The 16,486-nt window shown below is 43.3% G+C and carries 19 protein-coding genes; 17 read left to right on the top strand and 2 right to left on the bottom strand.

Annotation, left to right across the window (positions count from 1 at the left end):
• Positions 1 to 137: 137 nt before the first annotated feature.
• Both D8S85_RS06780 and D8S85_RS06775 read left to right on the top strand, forming a co-directional pair.
• Positions 138 to 320, top strand: a complete 183-nt coding sequence (locus tag D8S85_RS06780; protein ID WP_106480048.1) for a hypothetical protein — start codon at positions 138 to 140, stop codon at positions 318 to 320.
• 231 nt (positions 321 to 551) lie between these two features.
• Positions 552 to 893 carry an RNA recognition motif domain-containing protein gene (locus D8S85_RS06775; RefSeq protein ID WP_106480047.1) on the top strand — a complete coding sequence of 114 codons (342 nt, stop codon included), beginning with the start codon at positions 552 to 554 and terminating at the stop codon, positions 891 to 893.
• Between the two features lie 178 nt (positions 894 to 1,071).
• Here D8S85_RS06775 and pgl read toward each other — a convergent pair whose 3' ends face one another.
• Together pgl and D8S85_RS06765 are read right to left on the bottom strand one after the other, a co-directional pair.
• Entirely contained in the window at positions 1,072 to 1,770 is a 699-nt protein-coding gene (pgl, locus tag D8S85_RS06770; protein ID WP_106480046.1) for a 6-phosphogluconolactonase, read from the bottom strand.
• A gap of 114 nt (positions 1,771 to 1,884) precedes the next feature.
• The gene (locus D8S85_RS06765; protein ID WP_158641517.1) at positions 1,885 to 3,231 is read right to left on the bottom strand and encodes an MATE family efflux transporter; all 1,347 of its coding nucleotides are present in this window, start codon (positions 3,229 to 3,231) and stop codon (positions 1,885 to 1,887) included.
• A gap of 214 nt (positions 3,232 to 3,445) precedes the next feature.
• On the opposite strand from D8S85_RS06765, the gene D8S85_RS06760 reads away from it, so the two are divergent.
• The 15 genes from D8S85_RS06760 to atpA all read left to right on the top strand — a co-directional run bounded on the left by D8S85_RS06760 (position 3,446) and on the right by atpA (position 16,476).
• Positions 3,446 to 3,838: a hypothetical protein gene (locus D8S85_RS06760; protein WP_106480044.1), complete on the top strand. Its 393-nt coding sequence runs from the start codon at positions 3,446 to 3,448 to the stop codon at positions 3,836 to 3,838.
• A gap of 252 nt (positions 3,839 to 4,090) precedes the next feature.
• Positions 4,091 to 4,906 carry a MotA/TolQ/ExbB proton channel family protein gene (locus D8S85_RS06755; protein WP_106480043.1) on the top strand — a complete coding sequence of 272 codons (816 nt, stop codon included), beginning with the start codon at positions 4,091 to 4,093 and terminating at the stop codon, positions 4,904 to 4,906.
• 23 nt (positions 4,907 to 4,929) lie between these two features.
• Positions 4,930 to 5,532 (top strand): ExbD/TolR family protein, encoded by a 603-nt coding sequence (locus D8S85_RS06750; RefSeq protein ID WP_106480042.1) that lies wholly within the window; start codon positions 4,930 to 4,932, stop codon positions 5,530 to 5,532.
• Between the two features lie 30 nt (positions 5,533 to 5,562).
• On the top strand, positions 5,563 to 6,234 hold the full coding sequence (locus tag D8S85_RS06745; RefSeq protein WP_106480041.1) for an ExbD/TolR family protein: 672 nt from the start codon (positions 5,563 to 5,565) through the stop codon (positions 6,232 to 6,234).
• A gap of 4 nt (positions 6,235 to 6,238) precedes the next feature.
• Positions 6,239 to 7,060, top strand: coding sequence for an energy transducer TonB (locus D8S85_RS06740; protein WP_106480040.1), 822 nt, complete (start codon positions 6,239 to 6,241; stop codon positions 7,058 to 7,060).
• 95 nt (positions 7,061 to 7,155) lie between these two features.
• The gene (locus D8S85_RS06735) at positions 7,156 to 8,094 is read left to right on the top strand and encodes a PstS family phosphate ABC transporter substrate-binding protein (protein WP_172726480.1); all 939 of its coding nucleotides are present in this window, start codon (positions 7,156 to 7,158) and stop codon (positions 8,092 to 8,094) included.
• Positions 8,095 to 8,111: 17 nt separating this feature from the next.
• Entirely contained in the window at positions 8,112 to 9,767 is a 1,656-nt protein-coding gene (locus D8S85_RS06730) for a tetratricopeptide repeat protein (protein ID WP_106480039.1), read from the top strand.
• Between the two features lie 147 nt (positions 9,768 to 9,914).
• Positions 9,915 to 10,307 carry a hypothetical protein gene (locus D8S85_RS06725; RefSeq protein ID WP_127074903.1) on the top strand — a complete coding sequence of 131 codons (393 nt, stop codon included), beginning with the start codon at positions 9,915 to 9,917 and terminating at the stop codon, positions 10,305 to 10,307.
• 137 nt (positions 10,308 to 10,444) lie between these two features.
• Positions 10,445 to 11,956, top strand: a complete 1,512-nt coding sequence (atpD, locus tag D8S85_RS06720; RefSeq protein ID WP_106480036.1) for a F0F1 ATP synthase subunit beta — start codon at positions 10,445 to 10,447, stop codon at positions 11,954 to 11,956.
• A 101-nt stretch (positions 11,957 to 12,057) separates the two neighbouring features.
• Positions 12,058 to 12,291 (top strand): ATP synthase F1 subunit epsilon, encoded by a 234-nt coding sequence (gene atpC / locus D8S85_RS06715; RefSeq protein ID WP_106480035.1) that lies wholly within the window; start codon positions 12,058 to 12,060, stop codon positions 12,289 to 12,291.
• A 7-nt stretch (positions 12,292 to 12,298) separates the two neighbouring features.
• On the top strand, positions 12,299 to 13,432 hold the full coding sequence (gene atpB / locus D8S85_RS06710) for a F0F1 ATP synthase subunit A (protein WP_106480034.1): 1,134 nt from the start codon (positions 12,299 to 12,301) through the stop codon (positions 13,430 to 13,432).
• Between the two features lie 60 nt (positions 13,433 to 13,492).
• Positions 13,493 to 13,750, top strand: a complete 258-nt coding sequence (gene atpE, locus D8S85_RS06705; RefSeq protein WP_027202959.1) for an ATP synthase F0 subunit C — start codon at positions 13,493 to 13,495, stop codon at positions 13,748 to 13,750.
• Between the two features lie 9 nt (positions 13,751 to 13,759).
• Positions 13,760 to 14,257, top strand: a complete 498-nt coding sequence (gene atpF / locus D8S85_RS06700; RefSeq protein ID WP_106480033.1) for a F0F1 ATP synthase subunit B — start codon at positions 13,760 to 13,762, stop codon at positions 14,255 to 14,257.
• A gap of 11 nt (positions 14,258 to 14,268) precedes the next feature.
• A complete protein-coding gene (locus D8S85_RS06695; protein ID WP_106480032.1) occupies positions 14,269 to 14,817 on the top strand; it encodes a F0F1 ATP synthase subunit delta in 549 nt (182 codons plus the stop codon).
• Between the two features lie 84 nt (positions 14,818 to 14,901).
• Positions 14,902 to 16,476 carry a F0F1 ATP synthase subunit alpha gene (gene atpA / locus D8S85_RS06690; RefSeq protein ID WP_127074902.1) on the top strand — a complete coding sequence of 525 codons (1,575 nt, stop codon included), beginning with the start codon at positions 14,902 to 14,904 and terminating at the stop codon, positions 16,474 to 16,476.
• The last annotated feature ends 10 nt before the right edge of the window (positions 16,477 to 16,486 follow it).

The raw sequence follows: 16,486 nt of genomic DNA, 5'->3' as shown, positions 1-16,486 counted from the left end.
GAACTCCCTATAGGTCATTTCCCGAGTTCTGGTATATAAAAGGGAAGTATAGGATGTAACCATTTATTTTTGAGAACGTATACGAACTAGATCGTGTGGGAAATTTATCCCATGGATTAATAATAAATTAGAAGGTTATGAGAGAACGTGAAGAAAAGAAGAAGAAAGTGGCGAGTGATGATCGACGAGCCCGGGATATTCCTTCAAAACAAGACAAAAGTTGGGTTGGTGAGCAACAGATGCAACAAGAACAATTTGACAAGACCGAATTCGAGAAACGGGAAGCTAAAAGGCATCCGAGAAGAAGGATATGTCACTGATTTAGTAGCTGTTTTCGAGGGTAATATATTTTTATTACCCTCGTGTTGTTTTTACGACGTGGATTATTTGTTTATAAAGAATATTATCGTAGATTTGTCACGATTTTGAGTTTTGATTTGATCGCTACAGAGCGTTTGCCTTCGTCGTATTATTAATGTATCGTTAAGCAGACTTTTCTAGACAATATCCGACCTCAAGTATTTAAATTATTAATTTTAAAGTTTGTATTAATGAACATTTACATTTCAAATTTAAGTTACGACGTGAATGATAGTGACTTAAGAGAGTTATTCGAAGAGTACGGTGAAGTTTCTTCAGCTAAAGTTATCATGGATAGAGAAACCGGAAAGTCAAGAGGTTTCGGATTCGTGGAAATGTCTGATGATGCGCAAGGACAAAAAGCTATCGATGAATTGAATCAAGCTGAATACGATGGTAAGGTGATCAACGTGAATGTTGCAAAACCGAGAACTGATCGTCCTGCCGGTGGTCGCGGAGGTTTTAACCGTAACGGTGGCGGTCGTGATCGTCGCGGTAATGGTGGTGGCCGTGGTTTCGAGAAAAAATTCTAAAAATATCTTGGATATAGAAGAGGGGAGAAAGTAAGTCTTATTCTGTATCACGAGCTACCCCCTCCAACTTCCCCTTACACAGGGGGAGGGTTGATTACCAAGCGGTTTCCCCTCCTGTGTAGGAGGGGTTAGGGGAGGTAGTCGTTAAAAAATAGACTTGTTAGTCCCCCCCCCCTTTTTATTCTATAATCCGATCCGTGAAGAGGGTTGCTGTAGACGAGCGAGATAAGATGTAGGATGCCGGATATACTCCTTGTTTATGGATGAGATGTTCCATGATTTCCTGTTTATCTGCTCCAATAACAGGAATTAATATGGCCGAACTTTTTAAGATTGCGGTCCCTGTCATTGTGATTCTTTGTTGTCCGGTCTTTGGGTGCTGTGAAACCGCGTAAACCCGCGGGTCAGTCAGTAAATCCATCGAATCGTTGAATATGGAGGCCACGTGTCCGTCGGCCCCAATGCCTAGTATTGTACAGTCGAAACGAGGCATGTTCGAGTAGCCGGGAAGTTCCCATTTCACCATTTCCGAATATCGTTCTGCTTCGACTTTAGGTTCTTGTTCTCCCCAGATGCGATGGATGTGATCTTGAGGTATATCCAAGGGCATGAAAAGGAGACGGTCGGCATGTTTGAAATTGCTCTCGTCGTCTTCCGGCGATACGCATCGTTCGTCTACCCAGTAAAAGCGAAGAATGTCCCACGGAATGTCATTCCGGTATTCTTTTACCCATAATTTGAAGAGTTGTTGTGCCGTAGACCCTCCGGACAAGGCGATATGAAAAGGTTTCGATTTACTTTTCTTAATTACCGATATCAAAGTTCCGGTCATTGAACGTAGTGCTTCTTCGGCAGTTTTGTATGCTTCTATTTTCATGGTTATATGTAACTAGTTCGTGCCTGTTTATACGATGCAATTTACAGTTTATTCATGATATAAACAAGAAAAAAAGTTAAACCCGTTACCGATTTATGATTTGAGATTTATGATTTAAGATTCTCGTCGCAAGCGAGTGTTGCTCACTGATTTGTTGAATCTACGGATGAAGAGGGTGGCAGCAAACATGAGGCCGCCACAGAAGCCTGATAGCAGTCCGGGAGCCCCGAAATCGAGTAGGATTCCGGCAATATATGCTAGTGGTACGGCGACAAATAAATAGGAGACGAGGGCATAGATCATGGGACGCTGCACATCGGTGATACCTCGCAAGGCTCCGAGCGCGGTTACCTGTAACCCGTCGAAGATTTCAAACACGGCAACCACGAAGAATAGGTTGCGGGCTACTTTTATCACTTCAGGATCCGGGGTGAAAATGGATGCAATGGGTGCTCCGAAAAGAGCGTAAATTACCGCCGCTCCTGCCATAAAAATGACGGCAAGGCGGAAAGAGGCATGGGCGTACCGGCGCATTTTACCGATATTTCCCCGTCCGAATTCATGACTTACAAGTATGGTCGTGGCTCCGGCGATACCACTGGAAATCATGAAGGTAAGTGAAATCATGGACATGACAATTTGGTTTGCAGCGAGGGCAATGGTGCCTAGCCATCCCATCATGACGGTGATGAGGCTGAGGGATAGAAATTCCACGACCATTTGTCCGGCAATGGGGTAGCCGACTTGTAATAGTTGTTTGATTTTCCGGCTACTTGTGTTGCTAAATCGGAAGAAGCGGAATACTGGGCTATATATTTGGGAGCGATGGATGTATAGAAAAAAAGCAACAGGCATCATCAAACGGGAGATTAGCGTGGCTAGTCCCGCACCTGCAACCCCGAGGAATGGTGCGCCAAATTTGCCATATATAAATATGTAGTTTAGTAAAATATTTAGCACGTTGCATGAAATCGTGATCACCATGGCAACCTTCGTGTTTCCAACTCCTTCCATGTATTGTTTGAATGTCATGAACAGAATAAACGGGATGACCGAGAATGAAGTCAGAATATAATATCCTTTGCATAGTTCCACGACTTCAGCGGGTTGGCCCATCATGGTAAGGTAGGGCATGAGTAGGAACAAGAAAAGAGTGAGTACGAGTGACACGGTCGTGTTCAGTAAAAGTGAGTTTTGGAAAAATCCCGCGATACGTTCTTTGTCATCGAGTGCGTGAGCCTGGCCCACGAGTGGGGTAAGGCCGGTGGCAATACCCATGCCGACGACCATGGTGTTCATGATAATTGCTCCCGCTAATGACACGGCTGCCAATTCCGGGGCCCCGAGTTGTCCGACCATGATGTTGTCTGCCATTTGTACGATCGCCTGACCGGCTAATGATAGCATGATCGGAAATGCAATATTGATGTTCTGTTTGTAATACAGTGAGTTAATTCTCATGACGTAGATCTTAAAAACGGGGACAAAGATGTACATTTATTGGCATAAATAAAAATGTTCAAATGCTTTTGCAAGAAATGCAACTAAGTTCGTCATCGTTTTCGTATAACGAATAAATGAAACGCAAAAATTTGAGAAATTTAACTATATATTAAGTCAAAAAATTGCGAGGATTAGAAAATATGTGTATTTTTGATAGTGTAAATAGAGTGACATGAAAAGACTGATTTTTCGATATTTTTCGTTGTTATTCCTCTTTTTGGTAATTGGGGTTAATCTCTTTGGAAGTGAAAATTCCAAAGGGGAGATTCCTGTTCCAGATAAGGAGAATATAGAAAAAGCATCGGATAAATTTCAGGTTTCGATGAACCCATTCGATCAGCATGGGATCTTTGAACGATCGCTGGAATTTTCAAGTCGGCAAGTCGTTGCTAGTAGTAGTCGGATACAATTTTCTCTTTCATTTCATAAAAGAACAGAACTTATATCACGTAAAAGTGAATTCCAAACGTTAGAAGGAAAAAACTACAAGTATTTTTCCGATCTGTTGGGGCTTCGACATCTTCAAGGTTTTTACGTGTTCGATTTGTGCAAAATTATTATTTAGCCATTCTTCGATTTGTGCTGTCCAGTATCATGAATGTGGTATTGGTGGGTTGTGCTTGCTCATCTGAAAGCGTGTTTTGATATGATATACCGATACGTGGGTAATTTATGTGATTGTGGTATCTTTCTTCGGATACTGATGGACGAGTTATTACCCAATCGTAATCATGTTGATCCTATTGGGATTGGGTTTCTTGGCACTATACGTGGCATTATAATAATTTAAAGTATTAAATATAAAAAAGATATTTCTATGAAAAAGACTACAATAAAAGAAGGGACAAAGAGAAGTTTTAGTATTTCTGCATTTCCGATAATCATTCTGTGTTTTATTTTGGCAATGGTTATTTATCATTTCGTGTATGGTAATCCGACTAATTTTATAAATAATGACCCGAATAATCACCCGGTTCAAGGGAATTTGTTGGGTACAATTTACAAGGGGGGTATTATTGTTCCGGTTATCCAGACTTTGTTGTTCACGGTATTGACGTTAAGCGTGGAGCGATTGATTGCTTTGAAAAGAGCAAAAGGAAAAAGGAATTTGCAACGATTCGTGACCAAGGTGAAGAGTGATCTTGAGGAGGGAAATATCGAGGCTGTCCGTCAGGCTTGTGATAAACAGAAAGGTACCGTGGCAAACGTGATCAAGGCATCGCTGTCCACTTATTCGCAAGTGTCATCATGTGATACGCTGTCGAAAGAAGAGAAACAGTTGGCTGTACGAAAAGATCTGGAAGAGGCTACCATGCTTGAGTTGCCGACAATGGAACAGAATCTGGGTGTAATTGCCACGATCACGACTTTGGGGACTTTGATGGGATTACTCGGAACGGTGATCGGTATGATCAAGTCTTTTGCTGCCTTGTCATCTGCCGGGGGAACGGATTCTATCGCTCTTTCAACCGGTATTTCCGAGGCGCTTGTGAACACGGCTTTCGGTATCGCAACCGGAGCTTGTGCCGTAATTGCTTATAATTTCTTTACCAGTAAAATTGATGGAATCACGCATAGTATTGACGAGATCGGTGCTTATCTGGTACAGAGTTTCACGATTAAACAACGTTAGTATACATATTTATATTATACGTTATGAGTCAGAAAATTAAAAAGAAATCAACGTTTATCGACATGACTGCCATGAGTGACGTGACGGTGCTGTTGCTGACGTTTTTCATGCTGACTTCCACGTTCATTCAGAAAGAACCGGTGCAGGTGAACCCGCCGCAGTCGGTTTCCGAGATTAAAATTCCCGAAACCGATATTGTCTCTATTTTGGTAGAGCCGACGGGGAAGGTGTTCATGGGACTAGACAAACCACAGGATCGTGTTGAAGTGTTGAAAAAAATGGGAGAGAGTTATCAGATCGAATTTACAGATCAGGAATTGAAGAAATTCAGTCTATGTAATTCGTTCGGAGTGCCCATTCAGGGAATGAAGCAATTCCTTGCGTTATCGTCGGAAGAACAGGATAAAGTGATCATGAATTATGGAATTCCGTGTGATAGTACGAATAACCAGTTTAAATCGTGGATGCAATTTGCCCGAGAGGTGAACAAGGATTTGGTGATCGCTATCAAGGCGGATCAGAAGACTCCCTACCCGCTAATCAAGGATATTATGGCAACATTGCAAGATCTGCGAGAGAATCGTTATAACTTGATTACTTCGTTGCGCAATATGCCGGAGGTATGATAGAACCTTATAACTTGTAATTTATTTATTATGGCAGAAATACAACAAAAGGATAGCGGGGAACGCAAGAAAGGGAAACAGAAGAAATTTAATGTCCGGGTGGATTTTACCCCTATGGTGGATATGAATATGCTGCTGATTACTTTCTTCATGCTCTGCACGTCCATGAGTAAACCCCAGACCATGGAAATCAGTATGCCGAGGAAAGATTTGCTGAATGAACAGGAACAGAACAAGGTAAAGGCTTCTAAGGCAATGACTATTTTGCTAGGTAAGGAGGGGAAAGTGTATTATTATATGGGAGAACCGGATTACGAGAATCCCGAAATGGTGCAGGAAACAGATTTTTCCCCGAATGGTTTGCGTGCAATCCTGTTGGGACGTAATCAAGCGGTGATGCAGAAGATTCGGGAATTGAAACAGAAAAAAGCAAATTTGGAGATCTCGAACGAGGAGTATTTGAGAGAATCTGCCGAAATTCGGAAAGCCAAGGACTCTCCCGTCGTGTTGATCAAGGCGACTGATTTTGCAAATTACAGAAATTTAATTGATGTCCTCGATGAAATGCAGATATGTAATATCGGACGGTACGCGATTATGGATATTACTCCGGGGGATTTGCGTTTGTTACAGGATAAGACACACGACGGGTATGCCGATGATTTGAAAGAAGTGATCGAGTACCGGGAGTTAAAACCGTAAGACCATGGCAAAGGATATAAATGTAAATTCGATAGAATGGTGCGATCTGATATTCGAAGGAAAGAATAAAGATTACGGGGCTTACGAGTTGCGCAAACACTCGGCCCGACGGCACTTGACAGCCTATTTCGTGATTATTGGCTGTGTGATTCTGGCAATGGTGCTTCCGGCATTTATCCGTTTCCTGACCCCTGTTAAGACGCAGGAAAAGATGGTGACGGTAACTGAGTTGTCTGATTTGAAGATGGATTTACCGGAAGTGAAGGAAGAGAACAAGATCGTGGCAGTGAATGTTCCGCCGCCACCGACACTGAAGACAACGATTAAGTTCACGGCTCCCGTGATTAAGAAAGATGAAGAGGTGCGAGAGGAAGACGAGATCAAAACGCAGGATGAGGTGAACCAGGCGAAAGCTGCAATTTCCGTGGCGGACGTGAAGGGGAATGACGAGGAAAACGGTAAGGATATTGCCGATTTGGAAGATCACAAATTGATCGTGGCAAGTGAAGACGAGGTTTTTCAAGTGGTGGAACAAGCTCCCGAGTATCCGGGAGGTATGGCTGCTTTGATGAAATGGATCAGTAAAGAGATCAAGTATCCTGCTATTGCCCAGGAGATGAATATTGAGGGAAAAGTAATTGTGCAATTCGTGATCGGACGAGACGGGGCGGTGCGTGATGTACAAGTGTTGCGTACTGTCGACCCGACGCTGGATAAGGAAGCCGTTCGCGTGGTAAAGGCCATGCGTAAATGGATTCCCGGAAGACAGCGAGGTGAACCGGTTTCCGTGCGGTTCACCTTACCGATCACGTTTAGATTGCAATAATGAAACAAAGAATTTACGATTGATGTTTTGGATTAAAAAAAGGCGTTGGTTCGTGCAGTTGGGATCATAAATCGTAAATCATAAATCTAAAAGGTATGAATATTCGAATCGGTTTTTGGCTGTTATGCCTGATCTCCCTTGTGGCTTGTAAAGGAAAGAAGTCCGGGGAACCAGACACCTTGTTTGGCGGGGTAATTCGAGTTGCAGTCGACGAAACGCTGTCTCCCTTGGCAGAGGAAGAGATAGCTGTTTTTGAAGCTCAATATAATCAGACAGGTATTGTCCCGATATACACGAGTGAGGTAGATGCAATCACCTTGTTGTTACGCGATAGCGTGCGCTGGGTGCTGGCAACACGCCCTTTATCGGGGGACGAATTAGAGTCATTCCACAGCAATAAGTTTTTTCCGGAGTCCATTAAGATAGCTATTGATGGTGTTGCTTTGATTGTAAACAGACAAAATGCCGATTCGATATTTAACGTGAGTACTTTAAAGAAAGTATTTTCCGGTGAGATTACACGTTGGAACCAATTGTCGACAGACTCGAAATTGGGAGATATACAAGTCGTGTTTGATCATCGAAATTCCAGTACGGTACGCTACGTGCTAGATTCGATATGTGGAAGAGGTAACTTGTCTGATCGGTGTCATGCCGCCGGGACGAATCGGGATGTTATCGAGTATGTTACCCGGACTCCCGGTGCGATAGGGGTGATCGGGGTCAACTGGATCGGTGACGAACAGGATTCTTTATGTCGGGATTTTCGAAAAGAGATACAGGTAGCACGGATCAGTCGTGCAGAGTTGCCTACTTGCGGGAATAGTTATCAGCCTTACCAGTATTACCTCTATACGGGACAATATCCATTATCCCGCCCGATATACATTTTACTGAACGATCCTCGGAGTGCTCTTCCAACCGGGTTAACTTCCTTTTTCGCTGGAGCGAGAGGACAGCGGATTATTTTGAAAGCCGGATTGTTACCGGCCACGATGCCCGTGAATATCGTGAACGTGCGGGATCAACTTTAACGAATAATTTTAAGATTATGAAAACGAGATTAATTATATGCGGACTGTTTTGTTTGCTGACAACCACGAGTCTGAAGGCAACGGAGAATAAGGTCGGGATAGATCTTTATGAATCGGGGATGATCGGGGCTGCCAAAGCTTTTTTCCTGGATAATTTGAAACAACAACGAGAGGGAATTTTGCAAGCAGAAACTTGTTACTACTTGGGGGAATGTTATTGGGTGTCTGGATTCCGTGATTCTGCCGAGATGTATTACCGGAAAGGGATAGAGTTTATGCCTGACTATTCTTACAATCGAATCGGGTTGGTCGGGTTGAAATTGGGGAAGGATGTGGATGGTGAAGAGTTATTCAAGGAAGCATTTACAAATAAAAAAGACAAGAAAGATGCCGGTGTACAGTTGGCAATAGCTAGAGCTTACTTGCATGCAGGTAATATGGTAAAGGCAATGGAGCACGTGAATCAGGCGAGGGGGGTGGATGATGAGGATGGATTACCGTATTTGGTGGAAGGAGATATTCTGTCTGCACAGGGCAAGGTTGGAGATGCTTGTGCCAAATACGAAATGGCTGCTTATTTTAGTCCGGATTGCGTGGGGGCATGCTTGAAGCAGGCTCGTTTGTACATGTCTACGAATCGTTCTTTGGCACGTGAAAAGTTGGATAAAGCCCGGGAGGTATGCCCGGAGTTTTGTGGTATTTATTGTATGTTAGGGGAGTTACATGAAATGGTTGGAGATAGTAAGGCTGCTGCTGATAATTATTCAAAATTTATTCAGTCGGGGCATTATGATCAAGATAATTTGTTGCGATATGCCGGTATACTGTATTTTGATAAACAATATGAAAAGATGTTGCCCGTACTTCAATCCGTACTGAAAGTGCAACCGGAGAGTTTGGTGGCCAAGCGTTTACATGTCTATTGTCTTGCTAAACGAGAGGAGGGGGAAAAATGTCTGGAGGCCATAAAGTATTTTATCGAATCTACTCCTGAAGAGTGTCAGATTTGTCAGGATTATCTTTGTTATGCGGAGCAGTTGACCCTGAAAAAAGAATACAACGAGGCGATTACTTATTATAAAAAGGCGTTGTGTGCGGATTGTAAACGTCAGGAATTATTGAAAGATATTGCAGATCTTTTCGTGAAAAACAGGGATTTGGATTCGGCCGTGGTCTATTATCGGCAATATTTTGATTTTGTGAAGGAACCGGCCGCGGAAGATTTGTTGAAACTAGGGAAATGTTATTATAATTTGGCTTGCCAGGATTCGGTTCCGGAATTGCAAAAGGAGGAGTTGATAAAAGCAGATTCCTTATTCAAGGAGCTAAGCGTTCAAGTCCCCAATAGTTACGTGAGTTATTTTTGGCGGGCCCGGGTAAATTCCATGCTTGACCCGGAAACGACAAAAGGGTTGGCAAAACCATATTACGAGAAAGTAATAGAAATCGGGTCGGTACAGCCGGAACGTTATAAACGGGAGTTGATAGAAAGTTATAAGTACTTGGGGTATTATCATTACGTGATTGCTGATGCTATCACGACAAAAAATAATGGGAATCCAGATCCGGCAAAAGAAGAATACGGGGAGGCGAAGTTGTTTTTCTCTAAAGTATTAATGTTGGATGCTAAGGATGAAGTCGCATTGAAAGCTCTTGAGAGCATTAAGCTGTGAATCGGTATTTCATTTATTGTAAAATGGTATATAATTACCTTTATTTTTACAAAATGAAAATTTAGAATTTGTAAAAGATGGTGTTTTGGAACGAAAATTGCTTTATAAGGGAAGAGTTGTTTATTGAATATTTAAATAAATGGAATTATGAAGTGGATTTTGCGGGTGATACTAATTTTACTTTTGATGGTTTGTTTTGGCAGGCAAGCTATGCCGGAGGGCATGCCAAGAGAAAGAAGAATGGAGGTTACCGGGGAATCAATAAATAGTTCAGAGATTACAGCTACTTTTTCGACCGTGGATCTGACGGCCGTATATGATTTTTTAGAGAAGTCATTTATGTTGACGGATACCGTGGATTTACCCGAGGATGTGGAAATTCAAAAAGACAAACGAGTGAGTGCTGCAAAAGAGATGCTTGAACAAGATCTCGATGGAAAGAATAGTCATGATGCGTGGCGTGATGAAATCTTTGACTACTTGTCTATAAAGTATATCCAGGGATTTTATATTTATTGGATGAATAAGATGATTATTTAATTGGTAATAATCATACAAACGTGTAAAACGGAGTCCGGTACATGATTTGAGTATAATGTGACCGGAAGGAAACCATTTCGAGTGAATATACGTTAAAGCTAAGAGCTGGTATTTAAAGAACGTTTAAATCATATACTATGACACAGAAAGTCGGATACGTGACACAAGTGATTGGGCCTGTTGTGGACGTTATTTTTGAAGGTGGAGGGGTTGATTTACCTCCTATTTACGAGGCACTGGAGATTGAGAGGGAGAATGGCTCGAAGTTGATTGTTGAGGTGGAACAACACGTGGGGGAAGATACAGTGCGTTGTGTAGCTATGGATACAACCGACGGTTTATATCGCGGTATGAAGGTCTTGGATTTAGACCGGACGTTGACGATGCCTACGGGCGATCAGATTAAAGGACGTTTATTGAACGTAACCGGTGATGCCATTGACTACTTGGCACCATTGGATTACAAGGAGACAAATTCGATACACCGCGAAGCACCGAAATTTGAGGATTTGTCTATTAAGGAGGAGTTGTTACTTACGGGAATTAAGGTGATCGATTTGTTGGAACCTTATTCGAAAGGCGGAAAGATCGGTTTGTTTGGGGGAGCCGGAGTTGGTAAGACCGTGTTGATCATGGAGATGATTAATAATATTGCCAAAGGACATAATGGGTATTCCGTTTTTGCCGGGGTGGGAGAGCGTACTCGGGAAGGGAACGATTTGTTGCGGGAGATGATTGAGTCGGGGGTTATCAATTATGGTGATAAGTTCAAGGAAGAGATGGCAAAGGGCAAGTGGGATTTGGAGAAGGTAGATATGGAGAAGGTAAAACAGTCGCAGGCAACGTTGGTTTTCGGGCAGATGAATGAACCTCCCGGAGCACGTTTACGAGTGGCTTTGTCCGGTTTGACAGTTGCGGAAATGTTTCGGGATTCAAATGCCGGTGGAAAAGAAATTTTGTTTTTTATTGATAATATCTTCCGTTTCACGCAAGCCGGGTCGGAGGTATCGGCCCTGTTGGGACGTATGCCGTCGGCCGTCGGTTATCAACCGACATTGGCATCGGAGATGGGTAAGTTGCAGGAGCGTATAACTTCCACGAAGAATGGTTCAATTACTTCTATTCAGGCCATTTATGTCCCGGCAGACGATTTGACAGACCCGGCACCGGCTACAACGTTCAGTTTCTTGGACGCAACCACCGTGTTGAGCCGTAAGATTACCGAGTTGGGTATTTATCCGGCAGTAGATCCATTGGAATCTTCTTCGCGTATTCTTGATCCGGAAATTGTTGGGGAAGAGCATTATCAAACGGCACAACGGGTAATTGAATTATTGCAGCATTACAATGAATTGCAGGATATTATAGCCATTTTGGGTGTTGATGAATTGTCGGATTCGGATAAAGTTGTGGTGGCACGGGCTCGTCGGGCTCAGCGTTTCTTATCGCAACCCTTTCACGTGGCTGAACAATTCACGGGAATTCCCGGGGTTATGGTTCCGTTGGAAGAAACGATTCGAGGTTTCAAGATGATTCTTGATGGAGATATGGATGAATACCCGGAACAAGCGTTTATGAATGCTGGAACCATTGATGATGTGATCAAAAAAGGGAAAGAGATGATAGAACAAGCGAAGAGTAGAAATTAGGGAATGTAAAATTTGGAGTTTAGAATTTAGAATGAAAAGGTGTTGGACCTTGTGGGTAGAAATCATAAATCTAAAATTTAAAATCTAAAATCAATAAGGTTATGATTTTAAAAATAGTATCTCCGGAAAGAGTGATTTATAAAGGTGAGGTGCAAATGGTGAAATTGCCGGGTACGGTGGGTCAGTTTACCGTGTTGGAAAATCATGCGCCTTTAGTATCTACATTGACACCGGGGCAGATTGTCTATAAAGGGGCAGAGGAGGAAAAGAGCGTGCAGATTCGTGGGGGTGTAGTGGAAGTTCGGGACAATAATGTGGTGGTTTGTATAAATTAATACACCTATGAAGAATGATTTGAAATATATATTGTTGACGCTTGTTTTGTTGGTCGGAACGCTAGTTGCGGGTACGCTTGGAGTGGCTGCAATGGGTGTTAGCGGGGAAGAATCGCAATGGGATGAAAACGAGCTTGCCGTACGAGTGGATTCCGTGATGCAGCAGGAGGAACGGGAAGATAAGGCTTTTGATCCTAAAAAGACTATTTTCGAGCATTTAGGGGACGAGTATGGATGGACGATTATCGGAAAGGTAACCATTCCTCTGCCCGTGATTGTTCGGGATAATGATGGTGAATGGTATTTTTTCAGTTCTTCACGTTTGGCTGACGGGAAAACGTATAAGGGGTTTCGTGTCGCCTGGGAGGGAGCTTATGAAGGAAAGATCGTGGGGGTAGATGCTACCGGAAACGAATATCGTCCGTATGATTTTTCTATTACCAAAAACGCTTTTTCCGTGATGATTAGCGGGTTGGTCACGATGCTGATCGTGTTCTCTTTAGTTCGCTTTTATAAAAGGAAAAAATTTAAGGCTCCGCGTAAAGGAATGGGAGGTTTGGAAATGATTATTGAAATGTTGTATAAAGAAGTTATTGTCAGCGTGTTGGGTAAGGAAGCCAAGCGATATGCTCCCTATTTGTTGACCTTGTTCTTTTTTATATTTATATCCAATATGATGGGTTTGATTGCCGTATTTCCGGGAGGGGCGAATGTGATGGGAAATATGTCGATTACGCTGGTCTTGGCGTTATGCACTTTCGTGGTGATTAATGTTTCAGGAACGAAAGAGTATTGGAAAGATATATTTTGGCCGGATGTACCCGTGGGATTGAAATGTCCGGTGCCTTTGTTACCGATTATCGAAATATTCGGGGTATTCACGAAACCGGTGGCCTTGATGATACGTCTTTTCGCTAATATGTTGGGAGGACACTTGATCGTGCTGGTATTGATTTCGTTGATCTTTTTATTTAGTGTGATGGGCCAGGTGGTGTTGGGTGTTACAACGGTATTTTCCGTATTGTTTGCCGTGTTTATGAACTTGATTCACGTGTTGATCGGGTTTATTCAAGCATACGTGTTTATGTTGCTTTCAACAATCTTTATCGGGTTGGCGAGAGTGAGGAAAGTTAAAAGCTAAAAACTAAAAGTTTGAATTTAAAATCTAAAATCATTAAATCTAAAATTAATAAGTGAGGTTATGGAAAGTTTGATTTTATTGGAAGTTGCAGCAGCCGGGTTAAGTTTGGCTAAGATAGGTGCATGCGTTGGAGCAGGTTTGGCAGCTATTGCTGCGGGTATTGGTATCGGTAAGATCGGTTCTTCCGCGATGGATGCTATTGCGCGTCAGCCGGAAGAAACAAACAATATCAGAACCAATATGATCGTGATTGCGGCTTTGATCGAGGGGGTTGCTCTTTTCGCAATTATTGTTTGTTTGTTAGCATTGTTTGTATAAAAAGAAGCTATGTCATTATTTACACCGGAATTCGGATTAGTGTTTTGGATGCTGGTTGTCTTTTTGATTCTTTTCGGTATTCTGGCAAAATACGCCTGGCCGGCTATTGTCCGGATGATGGACGAGCGGGCTGATTTTATCGATAAAGGCGTAGAGTATGCCCGGGAGGCCAAGAGAGAGCGGGAAAAGGCACAAGAGGATGCCAAAAATTTGCTGACGGAAGCCCGTAAGCAACAATTAGAGGTATTGCAGCAGACGGAACGACTGAAACGGGAGATGATAGTGGAAGCCCGAAAAGCGGCAGAAAACGAGGCTAAACAAGTGAGGGAGGCAGCCAACTTGTCGATTGAGCAGGCAAAACGAGAAGCTGAATTGCAGTTGCGTAAACAAGTAGCATCTTTGTCTTTGCAAATTGCGGAGAAAGTGATGCGTAAGGACTTGGCTACTGATAAGAGTCAGATGGAGCTGATCGGTAAGTTGTTGAACGAGCTTGAGAATAAAGAATAAAGGAAGAGAGTATGGACGAAGGATTGATTGCTCGAAGGTATGCAAAAGCCGTATTTCGATACGCGCAGGAGTTAAATGCTACTGATGCAGTGTACGAGAAGATGAAATTATTCGAGAAGAATTATATCGCTCATCCCGACTTGCAGAAAGCTTTGTTAAATCCGTTGTTATCACCCGAGGATAAGGAAATGCTTCTTTCCACGGCTATTGGGATAGAGCCGGGTGAGGCGTACATCAAGGGAATCCGTTTGCTGATAAGAAACCACCGGGAGATGTATGTCAGGTCAATTTGCTTGATGTTTCAGAAGATTTACCGGGCCGCAAACGGGATTATCCGGGTGAAAATCATCACGGCGATGGAGCTGTCGGACGAGACGATGGATAAAATCAAAGAGTTCGTGCGGCGTCATACTGATAAGACAATAGAGTTTGTCCATAAAGTTGATCCCTCGATTATCGGAGGTTTTATATTGCAGATCGGGCCTCGACAGTTGGATGCCTCGCTGATGAAAGAGTTGAAGGAGATGAGTCTCCAGTTTGGATTTTCAGATTATAAATGAATCCTTTGAGGGATAAAAGAAAGTTAGCCTTGTGCGGCTGGAATTTAAAATCTAAAATCATTAAATCTAAAATCATTAAGGATTATGTTGAAAGCGAATGAAATATCAGATATTTTAGAAATGCAACTCAAGGAGGTCGATACGAAGATGGCTTTCGAAGAGGTGGGAACTGTAATGGAGGTTGGTGACGGGGTGGCCCACGTGTTCGGATTGGATAACGTGCAGGCTAACGAGTTGCTGGAATTTGAGAACGGGGTTCGTGGAGTTGCGATGAACTTGGAGGAAGATAATGTGGGAGTGATTTTGATGAATGCCGGTGATCGGGTGAAGGAAAATTACACGGTAAAACGTACGGGAAGTATTGCTTCCATAAAAGTGGGGGAGGGATTGCTCGGACGGGTGGTCAACACATTGGGAGAGCCTATCGATGGCGCCGGACCTGTTGAAGGAGAATTGCTCCAGTTGCCGTTGGAACGTAAGGCTCCGGGAGTAATCTATCGTCAGCCGGTGAAGGAACCGTTACAGACAGGGATCAAGGCGATCGATTCCATGGTGCCGATCGGACGGGGACAACGCGAGTTGATTATTGGAGACCGTCAGACCGGAAAGACCTCTATTGCCGTGGATACGATCTTGAACCAGAAAAGAAATTTCGATAACGGTGATCCGATTTATTGCATTTACGTGGCTATCGGGCAGAAAGCATCATCAGTAGCCATGTTGGTGAACACGTTGCAGGAGCGAGGTGCGATGCAGTACACGATTGTTGTTGCGGCAAACGCTTCCGATTCGGCTGCCATGCGTTACTATGCCCCCTTTGCGGGAGCGACAATCGGAGAGTATTTTCGGGACAGTGGCCGCCATGCATTAGTTGTGTATGATGATCTTTCCAAACAGGCAGTGGCTTATCGTGAGATTTCTTTGATTTTACGTCGTCCTTCCGGGCGTGAGGCTTATCCGGGAGATATATTCTATTTACATTCTCGTTTGTTGGAACGAGCAGCTCGGATGATATCCAGTGATGAGATGGCTCAGGCGATGAATGACTTGCCGGAGGCCTTGAAACCCATGGCTAAGGGAGGTGGTTCATTAACTGCATTGCCAATTATCGAGACGCAGGCGGGAGACGTGTCAGCGTATATCCCGACAAATGTTATTTCCATTACGGATGGGCAGATTTTCCTGGAGGCCGGATTGTTTAACGAAGGGGTACGTCCCGCCATTAACGTGGGTATTTCGGTATCTCGTGTCGGTGGTAATGCCCAGGTGAAAGCCATGAAGAAGATTGCCGGAACATTAAAGATCGACCAAGCTCAATACCGGGAATTGGAGGCTTTCTCTAAATTTGGAGGAGACATGGATTCTGTGACAGAAATGGTGATCGATAAAGGACGTAAGAATGCTCAATTGTTGATTCAGCCTCAACATGCACCGATGCCCGTGGAGGAGGAGATAGCCGTGATTTATTGCGGCACGCAAGGGCTGTTGCGTAACGTGGAATTGAAGCATGTAGCCGAGTTTGAGAAAATGTTCTTGGAGATATTGCGTTCCAAATACCAGAAAGAGATTTTGGAGCCCTTGCGGGAAGGGGTTTTGGATGAAAATGTATCTAAATTATTAGAAGAGGTGGCCATGGAAGTGGGACAGACCTTTAATTAGTTTATAAAGT

Origin of the sequence: Butyricimonas faecalis (genome assembly GCF_003991565.1) — a bacterium.
In the GTDB taxonomy this organism is placed as follows: domain Bacteria; phylum Bacteroidota; class Bacteroidia; order Bacteroidales; family Marinifilaceae; genus Butyricimonas; species Butyricimonas faecalis.
The sequence above is the reverse complement of the archived record's forward strand: the minus strand, read 5'-3'. Positions and strand labels throughout refer to the sequence as shown.

Bases quoted from the DNA above. Each gene is read 5' to 3' on its own strand.
- D8S85_RS06780 (WP_106480048.1), top strand. From the start codon at position 138: ATGAGAGAACGTGAAGAAAAGAAGAAGAAAGTGGCGAGTGATGATCGA.
- D8S85_RS06775 (WP_106480047.1), top strand. From the start codon at position 552: ATGAACATTTACATTTCAAATTTAAGTTACGACGTGAATGATAGTGAC.
- pgl (WP_106480046.1), bottom strand. From the start codon at position 1,770: ATGAAAATAGAAGCATACAAAACTGCCGAAGAAGCACTACGTTCAATG.
- D8S85_RS06765 (WP_158641517.1), bottom strand. From the start codon at position 3,231: ATGAGAATTAACTCACTGTATTACAAACAGAACATCAATATTGCATTT.
- D8S85_RS06760 (WP_106480044.1), top strand. From the start codon at position 3,446: ATGAAAAGACTGATTTTTCGATATTTTTCGTTGTTATTCCTCTTTTTG.
- D8S85_RS06755 (WP_106480043.1), top strand. From the start codon at position 4,091: ATGAAAAAGACTACAATAAAAGAAGGGACAAAGAGAAGTTTTAGTATT.
- D8S85_RS06750 (WP_106480042.1), top strand. From the start codon at position 4,930: ATGAGTCAGAAAATTAAAAAGAAATCAACGTTTATCGACATGACTGCC.
- D8S85_RS06745 (WP_106480041.1), top strand. From the start codon at position 5,563: ATGGCAGAAATACAACAAAAGGATAGCGGGGAACGCAAGAAAGGGAAA.
- D8S85_RS06740 (WP_106480040.1), top strand. From the start codon at position 6,239: ATGGCAAAGGATATAAATGTAAATTCGATAGAATGGTGCGATCTGATA.
- D8S85_RS06735 (WP_172726480.1), top strand. From the start codon at position 7,156: ATGAATATTCGAATCGGTTTTTGGCTGTTATGCCTGATCTCCCTTGTG.
- D8S85_RS06730 (WP_106480039.1), top strand. From the start codon at position 8,112: ATGAAAACGAGATTAATTATATGCGGACTGTTTTGTTTGCTGACAACC.
- D8S85_RS06725 (WP_127074903.1), top strand. From the start codon at position 9,915: ATGAAGTGGATTTTGCGGGTGATACTAATTTTACTTTTGATGGTTTGT.
- atpD (WP_106480036.1), top strand. From the start codon at position 10,445: ATGACACAGAAAGTCGGATACGTGACACAAGTGATTGGGCCTGTTGTG.
- atpC (WP_106480035.1), top strand. From the start codon at position 12,058: ATGATTTTAAAAATAGTATCTCCGGAAAGAGTGATTTATAAAGGTGAG.
- atpB (WP_106480034.1), top strand. From the start codon at position 12,299: ATGAAGAATGATTTGAAATATATATTGTTGACGCTTGTTTTGTTGGTC.
- atpE (WP_027202959.1), top strand. From the start codon at position 13,493: ATGGAAAGTTTGATTTTATTGGAAGTTGCAGCAGCCGGGTTAAGTTTG.
- atpF (WP_106480033.1), top strand. From the start codon at position 13,760: ATGTCATTATTTACACCGGAATTCGGATTAGTGTTTTGGATGCTGGTT.
- D8S85_RS06695 (WP_106480032.1), top strand. From the start codon at position 14,269: ATGGACGAAGGATTGATTGCTCGAAGGTATGCAAAAGCCGTATTTCGA.
- atpA (WP_127074902.1), top strand. From the start codon at position 14,902: ATGTTGAAAGCGAATGAAATATCAGATATTTTAGAAATGCAACTCAAG.